18 protein-coding genes are annotated in these 21,984 nt (G+C 70.7%); 10 read left to right on the top strand and 8 right to left on the bottom strand.

The window, feature by feature from the left end; translation table 11 throughout:
• The first annotated feature begins 41 nt into the window (after positions 1–41).
• The gene (gene feaR, locus SK095_RS17025; protein WP_320546924.1) at positions 42–956 is read left to right on the top strand and encodes a transcriptional regulator FeaR; all 915 of its coding nucleotides are present in this window, start codon (positions 42–44) and stop codon (positions 954–956) included.
• A gap of 155 nt (positions 957–1,111) precedes the next feature.
• Positions 1,112–2,602 (top strand): aldehyde dehydrogenase family protein, encoded by a 1,491-nt coding sequence (locus SK095_RS17030; protein ID WP_136488654.1) that lies wholly within the window; start codon positions 1,112–1,114, stop codon positions 2,600–2,602.
• Between the two features lie 49 nt (positions 2,603–2,651).
• Here SK095_RS17030 and SK095_RS17035 read toward each other — a convergent pair whose 3' ends face one another.
• Both SK095_RS17035 and SK095_RS17040 read right to left on the bottom strand, forming a co-directional pair.
• Entirely contained in the window at positions 2,652–3,380 is a 729-nt protein-coding gene (locus SK095_RS17035; RefSeq protein ID WP_136488653.1) for a DUF4198 domain-containing protein, read from the bottom strand.
• A gap of 14 nt (positions 3,381–3,394) precedes the next feature.
• Positions 3,395–5,488 carry a TonB-dependent siderophore receptor gene (locus tag SK095_RS17040; protein WP_320546925.1) on the bottom strand — a complete coding sequence of 698 codons (2,094 nt, stop codon included), beginning with the start codon at positions 5,486–5,488 and terminating at the stop codon, positions 3,395–3,397.
• A gap of 350 nt (positions 5,489–5,838) precedes the next feature.
• Here SK095_RS17040 and SK095_RS17045 point away from each other — a divergent pair, with 350 nt between their 5' ends.
• Genes SK095_RS17045 through SK095_RS17060 form a run of 4 tightly spaced genes read left to right on the top strand, consistent with a single transcriptional unit; the run spans position 5,839 to position 11,447 of the window.
• A complete protein-coding gene (locus SK095_RS17045; protein ID WP_320546926.1) occupies positions 5,839–7,743 on the top strand; it encodes a sigma-54-dependent Fis family transcriptional regulator in 1,905 nt (634 codons plus the stop codon).
• Positions 7,737–9,470: an ABC transporter ATP-binding protein gene (locus SK095_RS17050; protein WP_320546927.1), complete on the top strand. Its 1,734-nt coding sequence runs from the start codon at positions 7,737–7,739 to the stop codon at positions 9,468–9,470. The genes SK095_RS17045 and SK095_RS17050 overlap by 7 nt, the downstream gene beginning before the upstream one ends.
• Positions 9,460–10,134, top strand: a complete 675-nt coding sequence (locus SK095_RS17055) for a S8/S53 family peptidase (protein ID WP_320546928.1) — start codon at positions 9,460–9,462, stop codon at positions 10,132–10,134. The genes SK095_RS17050 and SK095_RS17055 overlap by 11 nt, the downstream gene beginning before the upstream one ends.
• Positions 10,131–11,447: an NAD(P)/FAD-dependent oxidoreductase gene (locus SK095_RS17060; RefSeq protein WP_320546929.1), complete on the top strand. Its 1,317-nt coding sequence runs from the start codon at positions 10,131–10,133 to the stop codon at positions 11,445–11,447. Before SK095_RS17055 ends, SK095_RS17060 begins: the two co-directional genes overlap by 4 nt.
• 158 nt (positions 11,448–11,605) lie before the next feature.
• Here the strand turns inward: SK095_RS17060 and SK095_RS17065 are convergent, their stop codons facing one another.
• Positions 11,606–12,952 carry a hypothetical protein gene (locus tag SK095_RS17065; RefSeq protein ID WP_414153855.1) on the bottom strand — a complete coding sequence of 449 codons (1,347 nt, stop codon included), beginning with the start codon at positions 12,950–12,952 and terminating at the stop codon, positions 11,606–11,608.
• Between the two features lie 55 nt (positions 12,953–13,007).
• Complete coding sequence (locus SK095_RS17070; RefSeq protein WP_320546930.1) at positions 13,008–14,501, bottom strand: aldehyde dehydrogenase family protein; 1,494 nt, start codon at positions 14,499–14,501, stop codon at positions 13,008–13,010.
• Between the two features lie 398 nt (positions 14,502–14,899).
• Between SK095_RS17070 and peaA the strand changes: the two genes are divergently transcribed.
• The 4 genes from peaA (at position 14,900) to peaD (ending at position 19,456) form a co-directional block, all read left to right on the top strand.
• Positions 14,900–16,474 (top strand): quinohemoprotein amine dehydrogenase subunit alpha, encoded by a 1,575-nt coding sequence (peaA, locus tag SK095_RS17075; protein ID WP_320546931.1) that lies wholly within the window; start codon positions 14,900–14,902, stop codon positions 16,472–16,474.
• A 73-nt stretch (positions 16,475–16,547) separates the two neighbouring features.
• Complete coding sequence (gene peaB, locus SK095_RS17080) at positions 16,548–17,978, top strand: quinohemoprotein amine dehydrogenase maturation protein (protein ID WP_320546932.1); 1,431 nt, start codon at positions 16,548–16,550, stop codon at positions 17,976–17,978.
• Position 17,979: 1 nt separating this feature from the next.
• Complete coding sequence (gene qhpC, locus SK095_RS17085) at positions 17,980–18,303, top strand: quinohemoprotein amine dehydrogenase subunit gamma (RefSeq protein WP_320546933.1); 324 nt, start codon at positions 17,980–17,982, stop codon at positions 18,301–18,303.
• A 28-nt stretch (positions 18,304–18,331) separates the two neighbouring features.
• On the top strand, positions 18,332–19,456 hold the full coding sequence (peaD, locus tag SK095_RS17090) for a quinohemoprotein amine dehydrogenase subunit beta (RefSeq protein ID WP_320546934.1): 1,125 nt from the start codon (positions 18,332–18,334) through the stop codon (positions 19,454–19,456).
• Between the two features lie 259 nt (positions 19,457–19,715).
• Here the strand turns inward: peaD and SK095_RS17095 are convergent, their stop codons facing one another.
• From SK095_RS17095 to SK095_RS17110, 4 genes are read right to left on the bottom strand one after another with little or no spacing between them, the layout of a single operon-like run.
• Complete coding sequence (locus tag SK095_RS17095; RefSeq protein ID WP_201487724.1) at positions 19,716–20,255, bottom strand: cytochrome C; 540 nt, start codon at positions 20,253–20,255, stop codon at positions 19,716–19,718.
• 14 nt (positions 20,256–20,269) lie between these two features.
• Positions 20,270–20,794 carry a methylamine dehydrogenase light chain gene (locus tag SK095_RS17100; RefSeq protein WP_320546935.1) on the bottom strand — a complete coding sequence of 175 codons (525 nt, stop codon included), beginning with the start codon at positions 20,792–20,794 and terminating at the stop codon, positions 20,270–20,272.
• Positions 20,795–20,815: 21 nt separating this feature from the next.
• Positions 20,816–21,433, bottom strand: coding sequence for a methylamine dehydrogenase accessory protein MauD (gene mauD, locus SK095_RS17105; RefSeq protein WP_136491525.1), 618 nt, complete (start codon positions 21,431–21,433; stop codon positions 20,816–20,818).
• Positions 21,434–21,437: 4 nt separating this feature from the next.
• A complete protein-coding gene (locus SK095_RS17110; RefSeq protein WP_201487723.1) occupies positions 21,438–21,977 on the bottom strand; it encodes a MauE/DoxX family redox-associated membrane protein in 540 nt (179 codons plus the stop codon).
• Positions 21,978–21,984: the final 7 nt, after the last annotated feature.

Consider the following 21,984-nt stretch of genomic DNA (forward strand, 5'->3'; position numbering starts at 1 on the left):
TTCTTGGCGTGCGATATGCTGGGCATGCCGGGAGGTGGCGAATGAACATGAAGCACATGGCGGTGGACCAGGCGCTCGACGGCTGGCTGCAGCGCGTCAACGAGCTGTGCGGGCGCTTCTGCGCCAAGGCGCTGGGCGAGGAGTTCGCCGGGCGCATCGAGCAGTACCAGGGTGGCGCGCTGCGCATGTCGTTCAACGACATCGCCCACGCGCGCCTGTACCGTACCGAGCGCGAACTGGCCACCGGCGAGGACAAGGGCTACTTCGCGGTGTTCCAGCTCGAGGGCCGCGCGCAGATGGCCCAGGACACCCAGCGCATCGTCCTCGCCCCCGGCGACATCACCCTGATCGACGCCGCGCGGCCCAGCGAGTTCGAGTACGGCGAGGGTTCGCGCCAGCTCAGCCTGATCCTGCCGCGCGAGGTGGTCGAGCGCAGCCTACGCTTCTCCAGCGTGCGCAGCTGCGCGCGGATCGCCGCGCACACCCCGGTGGCGGTGCTGGCCCACGGCCTGGTGCGCGAATCGGCGCGCCAGGAGGGGCTGAGCCTGGCGGAGAGCGAGGCGACCCTCGACGCGCTGGTCAACCTGCTGCGCCCGGCGCTGGCCGGCGGCGACAGCGACGACGATCCGCATGCGCGGCTGTTCCGCCGCGCCCAGGCGTTCATCGAACGGCACATCTGCGAGGCCGAGCTGTGCCCCGAGCTGATCGCCCGCGAGATCGGCGTGTCGCTGCGCGGCCTGTACCGGCTGTTCGCCCGCCACCAGCTGGTGGTGGCGCAGTACATCCGCAACCGCCGCCTCGACCTGTGCGCCGAGGCGCTGCGCCATGGCGGCGGCGAACTCAAGCTGTCGGCGCTCGGCTACGACTTCGGCTTCTCCGACGCCAGCTACTTCTCCAGCGCCTTCAAGGCGCGCTTCGGGGTTTCCCCCGGCGAGTACCGCAAGCGCTACCAGTAGCGCTCGACCTGGCAGCCTCGGCAATGTGCCTGGCACGCACGGACCAGCTTCGCCGCCGACGCCTGCGCACAATGGCCCGTCCATGAGGATGGGCCGGCCCGCGGCTGCCCGTCCGTTCCTGCGCGCCAGCGCATTTCCGGAATCGAGGTACCCGCATGAGTCTCGTCAACGTCCTGCCGCAGGTCGCGGCCTTCCTCCAGCGCCGCCACGGCTGCTTCATCGACGGCCAGTGGCTGGTCGACGACAGTCCGCGCAGCCCGGTGGTCAACCCGGCCACCGGCGAGCGCATCGCCGAGGTCGCCGAGGCCGACGAGGCGCTGCTCGACCGTGCCGTGCAGTCGGCGCACGCCGCGTTCAGGAACGGCGTGTGGTCCGGCCTGCGTCCGGCCGACCGCGAGCGCATCCTGCTGCGCTTCGCCGCGCTGGTCGAGGAACACGGCGAGGAGCTGGCGCAGCTAGAGACCCTCAACCAGGGCAAGTCGATCAACATCTCGCGCATGCTCGACGTCGGCGCCAGCGTCGAGTTCATGCGCTACATGGCCGGCTGGGCGACCAAGATCGAGGGCCAGACCCTCGACGTGTCCATCCCGGTGCCGCAGGGTGCGCGCTACACCGCCTTCGCCCGCCGCGAGCCGGTCGGCGTGGTGGCCGGCATCATCCCGTGGAACTTCCCGCTGATGATCAGCCTGTGGAAGGCCATGCCGGCGCTGGCCTGCGGCTGCACCGTGGTGCTCAAGCCGGCCAGCGAGACGCCGCTGTCGGCCCTGCGCCTGGTCGAGCTGGCCCATGAGGCCGGCGTGCCGGCCGGCGCGCTCAACCTGGTCACCGGCCGCGGCAGCCGCATCGGCAACGCCCTGGCCGGCCACCCGCTGGTCAGCAAGGTGTCGTTCACCGGCTCCACTGAGGTGGGCCGCGGCGTCGGCATCGCCGCCATGCAGAACATGACCCGCTTCGCCCTCGAGCTGGGCGGCAAGAACCCGATGATCGTGCTGGCCGACGCCGACCTCGACAAGGCGGTGCAGGGCGCGCTGCTCGGCGGCCTGCTCAACCAGGGCCAGGTGTGCGCCGCCGCCTCGCGCTTCTACGTGCAGCGCTCGCGCTACGCCGAGTTCGTCGACAAGCTGGGCGCCGCGGTGGCCAGCCTGCCGCTCGGTCCGGGCCTCGACCCCGACGCGGCGATCAACCCGCTGGTGTCGCGCAAGCAGCAGCAGAGCGTGCTCGAGCACATCGACAGGGCGCGCGCCGAGGGCGCCCGCGTGGTCACCGGCGGCCAGGCGCCGGCGCTCGACGGCTTCTACGTGCAGCCGACCGTGCTGGCCGACGTGCGCCAGGACATGGGCATCGCCCGCGACGAGGTGTTCGGCCCGGTGCTCGCGGTGCTGCCGTTCGACGACGAGGACGAGGCCATCGCCATGGCCAACGACAGCGAATACGGCCTGGCCGCCAGCCTGTGGACCAACGACCTGAGCAAGGCGATGAACCTGGTGCCGCGCATCGAGGCCGGCACCGTGTGGGTCAACGCCCACGTGCTGCTCGACCCCAACATGCCGTTCGGTGGGGTCAAGCAGTCCGGCGTCGGCCGCGAGTTCGGCCGCGCGGCGGTCGAGGCCTATACCGAGATCAAGTCGGTGTGCATCGCGCACTGATCGGTGCTGGAGACTGCCGGCCCGTGCAGTGGCGGGCCGGCAGGCGGGCTCACTCGTGATGGGCCTGGCCGACGAAGGTCAGCGAGGCGAACAGGCCGCGTTCCTCGATGTCCTTGTCGCCCTTCACCGGCAGGCTGACTTCGGCGGCGATGACGTTGAGGCCTTCGTTGCGCACCGTCACCTCGGCGCGACCCTCGGCGTCGGTTTCCGCGCTGACGCTGTCCGGGGCGCAGCGATAGTCGCCGATCAGCTTCACGCCGGCGGCCGGTTTGCCGTCCACCAGCACGCGCACCGGCAGCCTGTGGCCGGCGCCGACGCTGAGCGGGTCGCGCTCGGGGACGATGACCATCTTCAGCGGGGCGAGGTCCGGCAACTGCGCGCCTTCCTCGTGGATCGCCAGGCTGTACTTCCAGGTGTGCAGCGAGCGCACCGATTCCGGCACCTGGCTGCGCCCGGCATTGATCCACTTCTTCTCCGGGGTCTGCGACCAGGCGCCGTTGTCCAGAGCCACGGCGAGCACCGCCGGTGCGGCCGCGGGCTTGAGGCGGGCGTGGTCGTCGAGGCGCTGGATCTCCACGGCGAGCGGGCGACCCTGGCGGTCGAAGGCCCAGGCGCCGCTGATCTTCTCGGCCTTGAAGGCGTTGTCCTCGGCGCCGTGGCCGTAGATGGTTTCGATCTGGCCGCGGCGCTGCTCGGTCCACAGGCCGTGGGCGGCGACGGGGCCGGCGATCAGGCTGCCGAGCAGGGTGGCGAGCAGCAGGTGGCGGGTACGGGGCATGGCGGACTCCTTAGTCAGAGGTCGAGTGTCAGGTTGAAGGTCAGGTTGCGCGGTGCGCCGGGGGCGACCCACAGGGCGCTGTAGGACCGCTCGTAGTACTTCTCGTCGAAGACGTTGTTGAGGTTGACGCCCAGCCGTGCGCGTTCGCCGAGCGGGTAGTGGGCGAGCAGGTCGACGGTGGTGTAGGCGGGCAGCTCGAAGTCGCTGCCGCTCTGGCCGAGGCGGGTGCCGACGTGGGTGAGCGCCGCGCCGAGATCGCCGCCCTTGAGCCAGCCGTCCCGGAACTCGTAGACGCCGAGCAGGCTGGCGCTGTGCTCGGGCACGCCGAGCAGGCGGCTGCCGCTGGGCAGGCTGCTGTCCTTGGTGACCTCGGCGTCGATCCAGGCCCAGGCGCCGATCAGGCGCAGGGCATCGCTCAACTGGCCGCTGAACTGCAGGTCGATGCCCTGGCTGCGCGCCTCGCCGGCGGCGTGGCTGAAGCTCGGGTCGGCCGGGTCGGCGGTCAGCACGTTCTCCTTGGTCAGATGGAAGGCGGCCAGGGTGGCGCCGAGGCGGCCGTCGAACAGGTCCAGCTTGACGCCGCTCTCGTAGCCGATGCCCTCCTCGGGGTCGAAGGCGCGGCCACTGGCGTCCAGCCCGCTGTTGGGCTTGAACGAGGTCGAGGCGTTGGCGAACAGGCCGACCTGCGGGGTCAGTTGATAGAGCAGGCCGCTGCGCCAGGTGACGGCATCCTGCTGCTGGTCAGTGCTGTTGCCGCTGACCCGGTTGTCGATGGTCTGCTCGTAGCGCTCCAGGCGCACGCCGAGCAGGCCGTGCAGGCCGTTGCCGAAGTCGAGCTGATCCTGCAGGTTGAGGGCCTGGCTGGTCACCCGTTCGTGGAAGTCGCTGCCCGAGCGGGCACCATCCGGGCGCGGACGGCCGTAGACCGGCTGGTAGATGTCGATGGCGCTGCGCGGGCGGATCTCGGTAACCCGTTCGTTCTTGCGGAAGTTCTCGTACTCGCCGCCGATCAGCAGGCGGTGCTCGATGCCGGCGAGATCCAGGCGGCCGTGCAGCTCCAGCTGGCTGATGCTGTCGTGCCAGGTGGTGTCGCGCTCGCGGAAGCGCCGGGTCAGGGTGCGGCCGTCGGCGGCCAGGGACTGGTTCTCCGAGGCGAAGCCGGCGATGCGCCCGGTCTTGTAGTGGCTGGCCAGGCGCAGGTGCCAGTTGTCGTCGAGCACATGTTCGAGGCTGGCCTGCAGCTGGTCGTTGTCGTTGTCGATGTGGCCGTCGCTTGGCTCGCCGAGGAAGGTCGAGCGCGACACGCTGCCCAGCCGGCCGTTCGGCGCGACGATGCCGCGGTCGAACACCACGTTGCTGCGCGAGAACTCGCCCTCGACCAGCAGGCGGGTGTCGGCACCGAGCTGCCAGGCCAGGCTGGGGGCGACGAACTGGCGGCTGTTGTCGACGTGATCGCGGAAGCTGCCGTTGTCCTCCACCGCCAGGTTGAGACGGCCGAGCAGATTGCCGGCCTCGTCCAGCGGCGCGTTGGCGTCCAGGCTGGTGCGGTAGCGATCCCAGCTGCCGGCGCTGGTCTGCAGGCGGGCGAAGGTTTCGGCCTGTGGCTTCTTGGTGACGATGTTCACCGTGCCGCCCGGGTCGCCGCGGCCGTAGAGGCTGGCGGCCGGCCCCTTGAGCACTTCGATGCGCTCGATGTTGGCGGCGTCCGGGGCGCTGGGGTAGCCGCGGTTGGCGCTGAAGCCGTCCTTGTAGAACTCCGAGGTGGCGAAGCCGCGCACGCTGTACTCGTACAGGGTCAGACCGCCGAAGTTGTTCTGCCGGGCGACGCCGCCGGCGAAGTCCAGGGCGCGCTCCACGCTGGTGCTGTCGAGGTCGGCAAGCACCTGGGCGGGGATCACGCTGATCGCCTGGGGGATTTCCTCGATGGCGCTGTCGGTGCGCGTGGCGCTGGCCGAGCGGCCGGCGCGATAGCCCTGCACCGGGCCGTCGGCGGTTTCCCAGGTGTCCTCGATCGTCAGGCTGTCAAGCTCCAGTGGGGTGGCGGCGTGGACGGGGAGGGCGCTGGCGAACAGTGTCAGCAGCAGTCCGGCGCGTGGGGTGAACGGCATGGCGGTCTCTTTGGTGATGTAATAATGTATCTAATGATAAATATTATCAAATAAAAGACAATGTCGATGTGCCGCTCCGCGCACCCTGCATCGCCGCTCTGGCGCGGAACTTGCTGCAACTCGGGCAGTCCGGACGGCTACCGGGTTGACCTTTACGTCAACGGGGTGCCGTGCAATGCTGTCCGCCCGCTCCCCTGCGCCCAGCCGGCGCCGGGGGCGCAGTGAACGACGGCCATCCGCTCCCCGGGCGATGGTTTCCCCCGGCCACACCTGGTGCGCCGGCGGGTGGTTTCCACTCACTCCGGCGCCTGCCGGGGCGGGCTTCCGAGTCGTGATTCGCTGGAGTACCCATGGCCCTGTCGACAAGAACAACAGAAGACTTCATCGGGGCTTCGCGCAGGATCCGCCAGACCTTGCGGTCCGGCGGGCGACTGCCCGAAGGCGTCCTGCGTGCCGAGATCGACGCCTCCTGGCGGCGCAGCCTCGACTTCGGCGTGAGCTGCGACGAGCCGGCGCTGGCCAGCGACGCCGCGCCCGACGCCGAGCAGGTGCTCGCCGTCAATCGCCTGCTGCTGGATGCCGCGACCCCGCAGCTTGACTACCTGACCCGCCAGCTCGGCGACAGCGGGCTGATCATCCTCGGCGACAGCGAGGCGCGCGTGCTGGCCATCGAGGGGCAGACCGCCCAACTGGCGCGCTTCGGCCTGCACGACCTGCGCGTCGGCAGCTGCTGGAGCGAGGCGCTGCGCGGCACCAACGCCCTCGGCACCGCGCTGGTCGAGGCGCGGCCGACGCTGATCGACTGCGGCGAGCACTACCTCGACCGCCTCAGCCAGTTCTCCTGCACCTCGGTGCCGATCCGCGACCCGCAGGGTGGCGTGGTCGGGGTGCTCGACCTGACCCGCGTCGGCCTGATGGCGCAGCCGCAGGACAACCTCGCCACCCTGATGCTGGCCGCCAGCCAGATCGAGAGCCGGCTGTTCGCCAGCCTGCATCCCGAGCAACTGGTGATGGCCTTCCACTGCCGCCGCCAGTACCTCGACTCGCCCTGGCAGGGCCTGCTGGCCCTCGACCTCGACGGCACGCTGCTGGCCGCCAACGACCAGGCCTGTGCGCTGCTCGAGCTGCCGCGCGAGCTGCTGCTCGGCCGGCGCTGCGCCGAGCTGCTCGGCGGCGACAGCCAGCACCTGCTGCGCCGCCTGCAGCAGGGCGCCCCGCTCAGCGTGCAGACCGCGCGCGGCGAGTTCTGCTGCCGCACCCTGCAGCTGCCGGCGGCCGCGGGCGCCGGCCTGTGGTCGGCGGCGCGGCCGACGCCGGCGCGCACCGGCTGCCTGGAAGCCCTGGCCGGCGACGATCCGCGCCTGGCCCGCGCCCTGCGCATGGCCCGCCAGGGCCTGGCCGGCGGCCTGCCGGTGCTGCTGCTGGGCGAAACCGGCACCGGCAAGGAGGTGGTCGCCCAGGCGCTGCACCAGGCCAGTGCACGGGCCGACAAGCCGTTCGTCGCGGTCAACTGCGCGGCCATCCCCGAGGGGCTGATCGAGTCCGAGCTGTTCGGCTACCGCGAGGGCGCCTTCACCGGCTCGCGCCGCGGCGGCATGGTCGGCCGCCTGCAGCAGGCCCACGGCGGCACCCTGTTCCTCGACGAGATCGGCGACATGCCGCTGGCCCTGCAGGCGCGCCTCTTGCGCGTGCTGCAGGAGCGCAAGGTGCTGCCGCTGGGCGGCGGCGCCGAGCAGGACATCGACGTGGCGATCGTCTGCGCCACCCACCGCGACCTGCGCACCCAGGTGCAGGACAAGGGCTTCCGCGAGGACCTCTACTACCGCATCAACGGCATCAGCCTGCGCCTGCCGGCGCTGCGCGAGCGCGACGACCTCGCCGCGCTGATCGAACGCCTGCTGGCCAAGCTCGGCGCGCCGCAGGTGCGCCTGGACGCCGACCTCACCGAACTGTTCGAGCAGTACGACTGGCCGGGCAACATCCGCCAGCTGGAGATGGTGCTGCGCGCCGCGCTGGCCATGCGCGAGGGCGACGAGAGCCTGCTCGGCCTCGACCACCTGAGCGACAGCCTGCTCGACGAGCTGACCGCCAGCACCCGCCAGGCCAGCAGCATCCGCGAGAACGAGCTGAAACTGATCCGCGACACCCTCGACCGTCACCAGGGCAACGTCTCCGCCGCAGCCGAGGCGCTGGGCATCAGCCGGGCGACCCTGTACCGCAAGCTCAAGCAGCTGCGCGGCGGACCGGCATGCTGAGTCTGCTGGTCCGCCTGATCGACAGCCCCGACCGCGCGCTGCTGGAGCGTTCGCTGCGCTGGCTGTTTTCCTTCGTGCGTCCGCACGGGCGGGCCATCGCCGGCCTGCTCGGCCTGTCGCTGTGCGCTTCGCTGCTGGTGCTGGCGCAGCCCTGGCTGACCAAGACGCTGATCGACGAGGGCCTGCTGGCGCGCGACTTCGACCGCCTGCTGCAGGTGGCGCTGGCGATGATCGGCGTCGGCGTGCTCGGCACCCTGCTCGGCGGGATCAATCGCTACCTGCACACCCGGCTGTCCGGACGCATCCTGTTCGCCCTGCGCGACGCCCTGTACCGCCACCTGCAGGGCCTGCCGCCGACCTTCTACGCCAGGCGGCGGATCGGCGACCTGCTGTCGCGCCTCGACGGCGACGTCGCCGAGATCCAGCGCTTCGCCGTCGATGCGCTGTTCTCCGCGCTGTCCAGCGTTATCGGCCTGTGTGGGGCGGTGGCGCTGATGCTGGCGTTGTCCTGGCAGCTGTCGCTGCTGCTCGCCGTACTGGTGCCGCTGGAGGTGCTCTGGCTGCGCTGGATGCGGCGCAAGGTCGAGCGGCATAGCCGCGCGCTGCGCGAGCGTTCGGCGGACGTCTCCTCGTTCCTGGTCGAGACCCTGCCGGCGATGAAGTTCATCCAGGCCGCCGGCCAGCAGGAGCGCGAGGCGCAGCGCCTGGAACGTCTCGGTGCGGGCTACATGAGCCAGCTGCTGCGCCTGCAGGTCATCGAATTCTTCACCCACGCGGTGCCCGGCACCCTGACCTCGCTGTCGCGTGCCGCGGCCTTCATCGTCGGCGGCTACTGGGTGGTGCAGGGCACCTGGCAGCTCGGCGCGCTGATCGCCTTCTCCACCTACCTGGGCATGGCGGTGGGCCCGGTGCAGAGCCTGCTCGGCCTGTACGTCGCCCTGCAGCGGATGACCGTCAGCCTCGGCCGGGTCATGGAGCTGCGCGCCGAACCCTCGGTCATCCTCGCGCCGGCCACGCCGCGGCCGTTGCCCGCAGGCCCCGGCGAGCTGCGCCTGGAAGCGCTGTGGTTCCGTCACGACGGCCGCCAGGACGCCGTGCTGCGCGGCGCCAGCGCCTGCCTGCCCGGCGGGCTGAAGGTGGCGCTCAGCGGCCCCTCCGGGGTCGGCAAGTCGACCCTGATCGACCTGCTGCAGCGCTTCCACGACCCCGAGCGCGGCCGCATCCGGCTCGACGGCGTCGACCTGCGCGAGCTGGATCTGGCCGAGCTGCGCCGCGCCATCGCCGTGGTCAGCCAGGACATCGTGCTGTTTCGCGGCAGCCTGGCCGACAACCTGGCCTACGCCGCGCCGCAGGCCAGTCGCGCCGAGATCGAGCAGGTGGCGCAGCTGGCGCGCCTCGACGAGCTGCTCGCCAGCCTGCCGCAGGGCCTCGACAGCCCGCTCGGCGAGCGCGGCCAGCAGCTCTCCGGCGGCCAGAAGCAGCGCATCGCCATCGCCCGCGCGCTGCTCCAGCAGTCGCGCATCCTGGTCCTCGACGAGGCCACCTCGGCGGTCGACGAGGCCACCGAGCGCGAGGTGATCGCCTCCATCGACCAGCTGTTCGCCGGGCGCACGCGCATCCTGATCAGCCACCGCGCCTCGACCCTGGCCGAAGTCGACCTGCGCCTCGAGCTGGTCGACGGCCAGTTGCAGGCGCGCAGCGCGAAGGAGCTGGACCATGAAACCTGAGTTGCTGGTTGGTGTAGTCGACAGCGGCCACGCGCCGCACCAGGCCGCCTTGGTGCACGCCGCACGGGCCTTCCGTTTGGACGGCGAAACGCTGCGCGAGGAGCCGGCACAGGCCGACCGCCTTGGCCACGGCACGGCGGTGGTCGAGGCGCTGGCGCTGCAACCGGGCGTGGTGCGCGGCTGTGTCGCCCAGGTATTCGCCGAGCGCTGGCAGACCAGCCCGCTGCAGGTCGCCGCCGCGGTGCACTGGCTGGTCGAGCAGGGCGTGGCGCTGATCAACCTCAGCCTCGGTCTGCGCCACGACCGCCCGCTGCTGCGCGAAGCCTGCGAGCGCGCGCTGGCCGCCGGGGTGGTGCTGTGCGCGGCCAGTCCGGCACAGGGCGAGGCGGTGTATCCGGCCAGCTACCCGGGCGTGCTGCGCATCAGCGGCGATGCACGCTGCGCGCCGGGGCAGTGGTCCTGGCTGGGCAGTGCCCAGGCCGACTTCGGCGCGCCGGTGAGCGCCGGCGGCCTGGCCGGTGCCAGCCTGGCCTGCGCCAACTTCAGCGGGCAGATCGCCCGCTACCTGCACGCCCATCCGGGCAGCGACCGCGCGGCGCTGCTCGATCATCTGCGCGGCGGCGCGGCGTTCGTCGGCCCGGAGCGGCGCGGGAGGCCAGCATGAATTCAACGACCATCGCGGTGCTCGGCGCCGGCCCGGCCGGCGTGGCGGTGGCCATCGGCCTGCGCCGCCTCGGCTTCGAGGTGTGCGTGATCGGCGAGTGGCGGCGCTTCGCCGCGGTGGAGGGCGTCTCGGCACGGGTGCTCGACGGCCTGCGCCAGGCCGGCCTGCAGCACGCGCTGGCCTGCGCCGACCTGGCCTCGCCGCGGCGGGTGCTGTGGAACGGTACGGAGAGCGCGCTCAACCAGGAATTCCTCCTCGACCGCCCGCGCTTCGACGCCGCGCTGCGCGAGGACCTGCGCGCGGCCGGCGTGCCGCTGTTCGAGGCTCGGGTGCGCGAGCTGCACAGCGACGCGAGCGGCCACCGCCTGCTGCTGGAAGGCAGCGGCGGCGAGCAGCAACTGCAGGCGCAGTTCCTGGTCGAGGCGCGCGGCCGCCAGGCGCCGCTCGGCAGCCGCCGCCAGCGCGGCCCGGAGACGGTCAGCCTGCTCAACCAGTGGCAGGAGGAACCGGGGCGCGGCGGCTCAGCGGTGGAGAGCCTGCCGGACGGCTGGGCGTGGATGGCGCGTCTGGCCGACGGCCGCTGCTACTGGCAGATCACCCTGGGCGCGGCCAGCGGTGCGCTGCCGGCGCGCGATGCCCTGCCGCAATGGTGCGCGCAGCGCCGGGCGCAGTCGGTGCGGGTCGCCGAGCTGTTCGGCGCCGAGGCGCTGCAGCCGGCCGCCCTGCACGCGCGCAGCAGCACGGCGATCCTCGCCCTGGAGACCGGCGGCGCCAACTGGCTGCGGGTCGGCGATGCGGCGATGGCGGTCGATCCGCTGTCCGGCAACGGCATCTTCCAGGCGCTGTCCTCGGCGCTGCAGGCGCCGGCGGTGATCAACACCCTGCTCACCCGTCCCGAGCGCGCCGGGCTGGCGCTGGCCTTCCACCAGCGCCGCGTCGAGCAGCTGTTCCAGCGCTTCGCCCGCACCGGCCGCGACTTCTATGCACTCGAAGAACGTTGGACGGAGCAGCCGTTCTGGGCGGCGCGGTCCAACTGGCCGGACAGGGAACCGCTGCACGCGCCGGCCGACTTTGCCAGCCTCAGGGTGGAACGCGCGCCGGTGCTGCGCGACAACCTGGTGGCCGAGGCCGAGGTGGTGGTCAGCGCCGACCAGCCGCTGGGCATCTGGCACCTGCAGGGCATCGAGCTGGCGCCGCGCCTGCGCCGCCTGCAGGCCGGCGAGCCGCTCGCCCAGATGGCTGCCGACCTGCCTGCGCCGCAGCAGGCGATGCTGCGTGGCTGGTTGCACAGTCAGGGCTATTCGGGGGCGTAGGGCGGGGGCGTATGGGCAACTCGCGCAGCGATTGCCCACCGGGCAGCTTGCACCCGCAGCGGCGGTAGAGGATCGCCGCGCGAGTCTTCTTATGCCGTCGGCAAAAAAATGCCGGGCCGCCCGTTGCCCCGGGCGGTCCGGCCAGGGAGGGTGACCGGTCAGAAGAAGGTGGCGAAGACCAGCTGGCTGTACAGGTTGGTGTCGTCGCCGCCGAGCTGGGTGCCGCCCTCGGCGGCGCTGCGCTCGGGCCGGTAGAGGCCCAGCACCGGGCTGATCAGCAGGTGGTCGTTGACCATCCACTCGATGTACAGGTCCAGCTCGCGGCCGCCGAGGTTGCCGAGGTCGGTGTCGAGGGTGTCGAAGTCGAAGTACAGCGCACCGACGGTCAGGTTCTCCACGGGCGTGGCCTTGAGGCCGAGGTGGTGGACGCGGGAGTTGCTGTTGAACGGGCCGGCGTAGTTGGCCGCCACCTCGCCCTGGAACCAGGTGCCGTAGCCGCGGCTCAGGCCGTAGAACAGCGGGTCGAAGGCCTCGGAGAAGCGGCTGTAGCGGTAGGTGGCAGTCGGTGTCCAGGGCAGGGCGGCGAAGGTCCAGCTGCCTTCCAGGTACCAGGCGTTCTCGGTGCCGCTGTCCTTGTCCTGGCTGGCGTACTCGAAGGCCAGGTTGAGGTTCTCCACGCCCAGCCCGCCCGCGCCGCGCAGGCTGACGGTGTCCATGCCGTCGCGCTCGGCCTGGGCTGCACTGGCGAAACGCTCGTTGACGTCGAGGCCGCGGATCCAGGTCAGCCCCAGGGTGCCCGCTTCGGCGACGTGCTCGAAGGTGGCGATGGCCAGCTCGGTCTCGGCCTGGGCGCGGTTGTCGGATTTCAGCCAGATCAGGTCGCCGCGCAGGCCCTGCTCGCCGCCCAGGCGCAGCACGGCGGTCTGGTCGAAGGCCTTGCGCGCCGCCAGGTAGTAGGCGCCGCCGCGGTCGTAGTCGGCGCCGAGGTCGACGTCGCCGAAGTTCAGCGAGTCGCCGTTGACCAGGAAGCCGTCGCCGACGCTGAGGTTCTGCCGGCCGAAGGAGAGGTCCACGCCGTTCTCGCCTAGCGCCGGGAACAGGTCGCCGGAGCGCCAGCCCAGGTAGGCGTCCTCGACGTCGGTCATGCGCTCGCTGCCCAGGGTGAAGCCGGCGGCGTCGCCGTCGCCCCAGGTGCCGGAGCTGAGCAGGTTGAGCGCGCCGTACAGGCTGCCGGCGCCGCCCAGGGCCTGGCTGCCGCTCAGGCCGTACTTGACGTAGCCCTCGCGCCAGCTCGAGCTGCCGGCGCTGCGGTTGCCGAAGCCGAGCTCGTAGCTCTCCTCGCTGTGCATCAGGCCGAACACCGCCTCGAGGTCGGCGTTGAGTACGCTGCCGTCCCGGTTGTACAGCTCGTAGGCGCTGGCCGGGACGGCGGCCAGGGCGGCGACGGCGCTCGCCAGCGCCACGGCCAGGGGTGCGCGTGGCGCGCGATGGATGGTTCGCTGCATGGGCAACTCCATTTGGTCGATGGAGCGGCCGGTCGGGTGCCGGCCGCCGAGGGATTCACAGGCGCATCAGCACCGACTTCAGCTCGGTGTAGTGCTCGATGGCCGCCGCGCCCATCTCGCGGCCGAGGCCGGACATCTTGTAGCCGCCGAACGGCAGCGCCGGGTCGAGGGCGCTGTGGCAGTTGACCCACACCGAGCCGGACTTGATGCGCGGCACCAGGCGGTGCACGGCGGCCAGGTCGTTGGACCAGATGCTGGCGCCCAGGCCGTAGGGGTTGTCATTGGCCAGCTTGACCACCTCGTCGATCTCGTCGAAGGGCATCGCCACCAGCACCGGGCCGAAGATCTCCTCCTGCACCAGGCGGTGCTGCTGGTCGACGTCGACGATCACCGTCGGCTGCACGAAGAAGCCGGGGCCGAAGCGCTCGCCGCCGCAGGCGACGGTGGCGCCCAGCTCGCGGCCGAGCTGGATGTAGTCGTGCACGCGCTGCTGCTGGCGCGCCGAGATCAGCGGGCCCATGTCGACGCTGGCGTCCAGGCCGTTGCCGAGCTTCATGCCGTTGGCGATGCCGGCGATGTCGGCCACCACGTTGTCGAAGTGCTTGCGCTGCACGTACAGGCGCGAGCCGGCGCAGCACACCTGGCCCTGGTTGAAGAAGATCGCCCCGGCGGCGCCGGCGGCGGCCTGCTGCAGGTCGGCGTCGGCCAGCACGATGGTCGGCGACTTGCCGCCCAGCTCCAGGGTCACCCGGGTCATGGAGTCCATGGCGGCCTTGCCGATCTGCTTGCCGACCTCGGTGGAGCCGGTGAAGGTCAGCTTGTCGACGCCCGGGTGGCGGGTCAGCGCGGCGCCGGCCTGCGCCCCCGTGCCGCTGACCACGTTGAACACGCCCTCCGGGTAGCCGGCCTCGAGCACCAGTTCGGCCAGCTTGAAGGCCGACAGCGGCGTCTCGTCGGCCGGCTTGAGCACCACGGTGCAGCCGGTGGCCAGCGCCGGGCCGAGCTTCCAGCAGGCCAAGAGCAGCGGGAAGTTCCACGCGACTATGGCGCCGACCACGCCGACCGCCTCGCGGCGGATGTAGCCGTGGAACTGGTCATCGGGCATCAGCGGCATCGACACGTCGACGGTGCTGCCCTCGATCTTGGTCGCCCAGCCGGCCATGTAGCGCAGGAAGTCGATGGCCAGCTGCACGTCCATCACCCGCGCCACCGCGGCGCTCTTGCCGTTGTTCAGGCACTCCAGCTCGGCGAGTACCTGGGCGTCGCGCTCCATCAGCTCGGCCAGGCGCCACAGCAGGTTCTGCCGCTCGCGCGGGCGCATGCGGCTCCACGGCGAGTCGTCGAAGGCGCGGCGGGCGGCCTGCACGGCCAGCTCGATGTCCTCGGCGCCGCCCGCCGGCACCTGGCACAGCGGCTCGCCGCTGGCCGGGTTGTACACCGGCATGCGCGCGCCGGCGATGGCGTCGACCCATTCGGCGCCGATCAGCATCCGCTGCGGGCGGTCGAGGAATTCGCGGGTACGGGGATGGATGGGCAGGGAAGCGGACATGGGGGGACCTCTCGGGTTGTTTGCCCATCCCGGTACAACCGCCGTGCCAACTCGCTTGTTTAACTTAAGTAACTGAAATAAATGGGATTTTTTCAGGATTACGGCGGCAGCGGGGCATCCGTCTGTCGCAGTTTGAGACGCCGCGCCACGGCGTTGCGACAGTCGCCGCCGGCCCTGCTGCCGGGCGTCGCGCGGCTGTCTCAGTTTGCAACCGCTGTCTCGAAATGTGACGCCGCGGCTGTTTCCCCGGCCTCGCCAGGAGGCCGAAAAAAGACGCCATCCCGTTGTTTTAAAAAGGCTTTCCGATGAATGGCACGCAATGTGTATCGGTCCGTCGCAGGGGCGCATCCGCCGTGCCGCGGTGCCGATCAGAACAACAGCGAGGAGAGCCGATATCCATGATGACAAGACTCCGCTACTACGTCGGGGCCGCCAGCCTGGCCGCGGCCGCCGCCAGTCTGGCGCAGCCGGCGCTAGCCGCCGGGCGCACCGGCGAGCAGATCCTGGGCGAGACCTGCGCGGCCTGCCACGCCAGGGAAGGCGACCAGCAGTTCAGCCGCATCAGCCACCAGCGCAAGACGCCGGAAGGCTGGCTGATGAGCATCGCGCGCATGCAGGTGATGCACGGCGTGCAGATCGACGACGCCGACCGCCGCACCCTGGTCAAGTACCTGGCCGACCGCCAGGGCCTGGCGCCCAGCGAGACCGAGGGCGTGCGCTACGCCATGGAGCGCCGCCTCAACACGGTGGAGCAGTTCGACGACCAGTTTGCCCAGATGTGCGCGCGCTGCCACTCCGGCGCACGGGTGGCCCTGCAGCGCCGCCCGGCCAAGGAATGGGAGCACCTGGTCAACTTCCACCTCGGCCAGTGGCCGTCGCTGGAGTACCAGGCGCAGTCGCGCGACCGCGACTGGCTGCCGATCGCCCTCAAGGAGATGGTGCCGGCGCTGGCCAGCAAATATCCGCTGGACAACCCGGCGTGGAGCGAGTGGCAGAAGGCCAGACCGGGCGCCGCGGCACTGCCGGGACAGTGGAGCTTCAGCGGCCACCTGCCGGCCCGCGGCGACGTGCGCGGAGTGATGACGGTGAGCGCCGCCGAGGGCGACAGCTTCAAGGTCAGCCTCGAGGGCCAGTACGCCGACGGCAAGCCGCTCAAGGGCAGCGGCTCGGCGATCCTCTACAACGGCTACGAGTGGCGCGGCACCCTCGAGGTCGACGGCGTGGCCATGCGCCAGGTGTTCAGCGCACTGGACGGCGAGATGCGCGGGCGCATGTTCGAGAGCGAGCACGACGAGCGCGGCCTCGACTTCGTCGCCGCCAAGGCCGGCACGCCGCGGCTGCTCGCCGTGCAGCCGGGCTACCTGAAGGCGGGCAGCGAGGCCGAGCTGACCCTGGTGGGCAGCGACCTTTCCGGCAAGCCGGACTTCGGCCCGGGCGTCGCGGTGGTCAAGGTGCTGGAGCAGAGCCCCGAGCGGATGCGCGTCAGGGTCAGGGCCGCGGCCGATGCCGCCGCCGGCAGCCGCAAGGTCGCGCTGGGTTCGCTCGAGGGCGTGAACCTGGCGGTGTACCAGTCGGTCAGCGAGGTCAAGGTGGTGCCGGCCTTCTCGGTCGCCCGCATCGGCGACAACGGCGGCTCGACGCCCAAGGTGCAGGGCCGCTTCGACGCCGAGGCCTGGGGCCAGGACGCCGCCGGCCAGGCCTTCCGTATCGGCTACCTGCCGGCGCAGTGGTCGGTGGCAGCGTTCAACGAGCAGGCCGAGGAGGACGAGGACGTCAAGTACGCCGGGCGCATGCAGGCCGACGGCGTGTTCGTGCCGGGCGACGCCGGCCCCAACCCGGCGCGCAAGATGTCCACCAACAACGCCGGCAATCTCAAGGTGATCGCCCAGGTCGACGACGGCGGCAAGCCGCTCGAGGGCGAGGGCCAGATGATCGTCACCGTGCAGCGCTGGAACAACCCGCCGCTGCCGTAACCGACCGTGACTCGGGCGAGCCTGGCTCGCCCAGATGCGATTCCACGATGAGCATGAATTCCGGGAGGTCGCCATGGGCGCAATCTTGAATCTGGTCGAGCGCAACCTGCACGAGGTGCAGGTCAACGCCGACCGTCTGCTGTTCCATATCCCGAGCAGCTCGCTGTTCGCCGCCGATGAATTGACCGGCGGCATCATCGACGCGTTGCGCCATGAAGGCTGCTCGCCCGAGGCGCTGGCGCAGCGCCTGGCCGGGCGCTTCGCGGGTAGCGAGATCGACGAGACCCTGCGCGAGCTGATCGCGCTGGAGCTGGTCAGCGACGGCTCGCCGCTGACCCCGGAGATCGCCGTGCGCCGGGTCGAGCGCACCGCGCTGAACACCGTGGTGCTCAACGTCAACACCGGCTGCAACCTGAGCTGCACCTACTGCTACAAGGAAGACCTCGACAAGCCGTCGGCCGGCAGGAAGATGCAGCTCGACACCGCCCAGGCGTCGGTGGAGATGCTGCTCAGGGAGTCGCCGGACGAGGCGCGCTACACCGTGGTGTTCTTCGGCGGCGAGCCGCTGTCCAACCGGCCGCTGATCGAGGCGATGGTGGACTGGTGCGAGGCGCGCTTCGCGGCGGCGGGCAAGGCGGTCGACTTCGTGATGACCACCAACGCCACCCTCCTCACCGAGGAGATCGTCGACTGGCTGAACGCCCATCGCTTCGGCCTGTCGGTGAGCATCGACGGGCCGAAGACGGTGCACGACCGCAACCGCATCACCGTGGGCGGCCAGGGCACCTACGACGTGGTGAGGAAGAAGGTGGACATGCTGCTGGCGCGCTACGACAGCCGCCCGGTGGGTGCGCGGGTGACCCTGACCCGCGGCATCACCGACGTCGAGACGATCTGGAACCACCTGTTCAACGAGCTGGGCTTCGCCGAGGTCGGCTTCGCCCCGGTCACCTCCGGCGATGTCAGCGACTACAACCTGAGCGGCGAAGAGCTGGCTGCGGTGTTCGCCAACATGAAGGCGCTCGGCCGCCATTACCTCGCCGAGGCGCTGGTCGGGCGCAACATCGGCTTCTCCAACCTGCACCAGCTGCTCACCGACATTCACGAGGGGCAGAAGAAGGCCCTGCCGTGCGGCGCCGGGCTGAAGATGCTGGCGGTCGACCACCAGGGCGAGCTGAACCTCTGCCACCGCTTCACCGGCTCGAGCCTGCCGACCTTCGGCAACGTGCGCGAGGGGGTGAAGCAGGCCGAGCTCAACGACTTCCTCTCCCAGCGCCTGGACCGCAGCGGCACCGGCTGCGACAGCTGCCGCATCCGCAACCTGTGCTCGGGCGGCTGCTACCACGAGAGCTACGCCCGCTACGGCGACCCGGCCCACCCCACCTATCACTACTGCGAACTGATGCGCGACTGGGTCGACTTCGGCATCGAGGTCTACCACCGGATCATGGCCGAGAACCCAGCCTTCTTCAGCCGCTTCATCGCACCGAGAAAGGCCCACTGACATGAAACATCTCAAGCCGCTCAACCAGAAAGCCCAGCTGCTCGACCAGGCCGCCGCGGAGGATCGCGTCGAGGAAGTCATCGCCATGAGTGCCGTGGCCGGCTGCACCGCCACCACCGACCCGGGCTGGGAGATCGACGCCTTCGGCGGCGTCGCCTCGCTGTGCCAGCCGATGGAGTCCGACCTGTACGGCTGCTCCGACCCCTGCTGGTGGCCGGCCCAGGTGCCGGACATGATGAGCACCTACCCGGACTGGAACAAGGACGCGCAGGCCTCGGCCGAGGACTGGCGCAACCTCGGCACCGTATTCCCGAAAGACCAGTGAACGGCCGCAGACCAACAGGGGAACCGACATGAAGCTGCACACCATCAGCGGCCTGGCGGCCGCCATCGCCGGCGTCGTACTGGGCCTGCCGGCGCACGCCGCCGGCGAGGCCGGCCCGGCGCTCAAGCCCGGCCACGAATACCTGATCGCCACCAACTACCCGAACAACCTGCACGTGGTCGACCTGGCCAGCGACAAGGTCTACAAGACCTGCCAGATGCCCGACGCCTACGGCCCGGGCACCACGCAGATCGGCCCCGACCGCAAGACCGCCTACGTGCTCAACAACCACTACGGCGACCTCTACGGCATCGACCTGGACAGCTGCAGGACGGTGTTCCACGCGCGCCTGGCGCAGGGGCCGACCGAGAAGGCCAAGGCGCTGTTCTCCATCGCCCTGAGTCCGGACGGCAAGGAGATCTACAGCGTCGCCAACCCGACCGAGCGCAAGAGCGACCACTACGTGGTCAAGGCGCCGCGCCTGCAGGTCTACGCCACCGACGCCGGCCTCGACGCCAAGCCCGTGCGCAGCTTCGAGGTGCCGCGGCAGATCAGCATCATGCAGGCCGGTGCCGACGGCAGCCTGTACATGGCCGGCGCCGACGTCTACAAGCTCGACGTGCAGACCGGCAAGTACGAGGTGGCGCTGGCCAGCCGCAACTGGCAGCGGCCGCTGTACAGCCCGCCGGACGTGCTCTACGCCTGGCCGCAGCAGACCCACTTGGGCGACTTCTCGATGCTCTACACCGCGGCCAAGTTCAAGGACGACAAGCAGGACCTGGCGACCGCCGACTTCGTCTACGGCTACTTCAGCATCGACCTGAAGACCGGCAAGACCACGGTGCAGGACTTCGCGCCGCTCACCGAGATCTACTTCACCGGCATGCGCTCGCCCAAGGACCCGAACCTGATGTTCGGCGTGCTCAACCGTCTGGCCAAGTACGACATCAGGGAGCAGAAGCTGCTGAAGACGGCGAAGCTCGATCATTCCTACTACTGCATCGCGCTGAACAAGGCTGGCAGCAAGGTCTACCTGGGCGGCACCTACAACGAGCTGGCGGTGTTCGACGCCGACAGCCTGGAGCCTGTCGGCAAGATCGAGCTGCCCGGCGGCGACATGGCCATCGCCACCACCCAGGTGTTCACCCGCTAAGCGCTATTCGGCTGACAGACGAGGCCGCTCTCCGCTCCGGTGGGGAGCGGCCTTCTTGCGTCTGCACGTCGGTGCAGGAGTCGCTTTCGCTGACGCGCAACGGCTGCGCGGCTTGCGGGATTCGGGCATGTCGGGGGCGCCAGGCGGGTACCCGGGCGTGGGGCAGGGGGCGTTCTGGGGGCTGGCGGGCAGGGCGGGCGGCTGGCCGGAAAAGAAACGGGCCGGCATCGCTGCCGGCCCGCGCATCGGCCCTTGGCGGTCAGGGCTGGCCCATGCCGTCGTCGATGGCGATGCCCTGCGCGCGCATCCGCGCGATCAGCCCGGCGCGGGTGCCGGGCAGGTTGAGCAGGGCGTTGTGGCGTACCCGGGCGACTTCCTCGGCGGTGTACGGCTGGAAGCCGGCCGGGGTGCTGGCGCCGGCCATGCCGTGCTGCGGATCGAGGATCCAGTTGAGCAGTTCGGCGATCTGCGCGTCACTGAGCGCGGCCTGGGCCACGCCCGGGACGCGGACGAGGAACTCGCGGCCGCCCTCGACGCGCAGGAAGTTGCCGACGAAACCGCTCATCTTCGGCGTGTCGTTGCGCGCCGAGCCCTCGCCGCTGCCCAGGTGGCAGCCGGCGCACTGCAGCTGGTAGTTGGTGGCCACGCTGTAGCCGGCCTGGGCGATGGGCGTCTGTGGCGCCTCGTTGCCCGGCGCCGGCTTCTGGTGCGGATCGGGGAAGGCGCGGGCCAGGGCCGGGGGAGCCGCCAGTACGGCGGACAGTGCGGTGGCCAGTCCGGCGAGGATCAGCAGGCGCATGACGGCTCTCTCCTTCACTGGGCGACGCCGCGGATCACCGAGATGGTGCAGTTGTAGACGCTGTTGGACTTGGCGCCCAGGCACCAGTTGACGTCGTTGTTGTTGAACGGCCGGTACATCGGCTCCTCGCTGTCGTTGCGGGTACAGGCGCACTGGCCGCAGGCCTGCTTACCGCAGCAGTCGTTGTAGGAAATGATGTAGTTCTTGCCGTCGGCCGGGTTGCGGCAGGTGCCGATCCAGGTCACCTGGGAGACTTCGGTGCCGGGCGGGCACTTGGTGGCGGTGCCGCCGCAGCAGTTGCACAGGAAGCCGTCCACCGAGCAGTAGCGCCAGTAGTCGCAGCTGTTCGGGTCGCCCGGATCGCCGGGGTTGCCGGTTTCGCCGGCGTGCGCCTTGGAGGCGCGGTCGATGGGCAGCAGCAGCGGCAGGGCGGCGCCGGCCACCAGCCAGGAGCCGATGCGGGAAAGTGCCTGGCGGCGCGAGGTGACGTCGGCGATCCGGCGGGCGGAGCGTTCGAACAGGATGTCCAGCAGTTTCATGGGGTGTCTCCTCGGACCTTGTTATTGGTGGATCTTCACGGCGCTGTCGTGCGCGTGGGCAGGGGTGTGCAGGTAGTCCTGCAGGGAGGCGATGCCCATGCGTTCGGCCTCGAACAGGCTGTCCAGGTGCTCGCGGGAGTTGACCAGGCCCTTGGCGCGCAGGATGCCGGCGGCATCGATCAGCGCGGCGTAGGGCAGCTTGCCGATCTGGTAGGTCATGCCGACTTCCGGGCCGACCACGTAGCGCGCGTCCTCCAGCTTGAACTCGCGGATCAGCGCGGCCTGGGCCTCCGGCTCGCCGTCGCTGACGTAGATCACCTCGAGGTCGGGGCGCTCCTTGGCCACCGCCTTGATCGCCGGCAGCAGCGACTTGCACACCGGGCAGCTGGGGGCGAGGAAGAACAGCAGCTGGCCCTTGTCGGCCGGGTAGCCGAAGTTCACCGGACGGCCGTTGCGGTCGGCGGCGGTGACCCTGGGCGCCGGTTCGTTGACCGCCACGCCCTTGTCGATCATCAGTGCGCCGGCCGGCGCGAGGCGGCCGTGCAGCACGCCGATCTGGCGCACCAGGCCCATGAGGACGAAGGCCAGGGCGATGAGGAGCAGCCAGAGCAGGATGTTGGAAACGATCAGAGCTTCCATGGTTTCACCTTCCAGTCAGTTTGAGCAGGCGCGGGGCGTTGGTCAGCAGACCGTCGGCCGCCGCGTAGAGCAGCAGGAGTACCGCGGCGGCGGCGATGGCGACGAAGCCGTCGAAGGCACCGAGTTCACGGGCCAGCGGCGGCAGTGCGGCGAGCACGGCGAGGCCGAGCAGTGCGGCGTTGCGCAGCAGCAGCAGCGGGCGCAGCGGCTGGCTTTCGCCGGGGCCGGCGCAGCCGCAGTCGATGTCGCGGCGGCCGCGCCACAGGTTGACGGCGATGGCGCCGGCGTAGAGCGCCATCAGCGCGCCGGCGGCCACTGCCGCGCCGCCACGGCTGAACGGCAGCAGCAGGCCGAGGGCGACGGCGCCCTCGAGCAGCGGCAGGGCGCGCGCGGCCGGCCTGATCAGCGCCGTCGGCAGCAGGGCGTAGGCCTCCAGCTGCGCGGCGAACCAGCGCGGCGCGCGCAGCTTGTGGGTCGCCGCGGTCGCCAGGATCGCCGCCAGCGCCAGGGCACAGGCGTAGATCAGGATCGGATCGAGTGGCATGGCAACC

The sequence above is a fragment of the Pseudomonas sp. AN-1 genome, assembly GCF_034057115.1.
GTDB lineage: Bacteria > Pseudomonadota > Gammaproteobacteria > Pseudomonadales > Pseudomonadaceae > Geopseudomonas.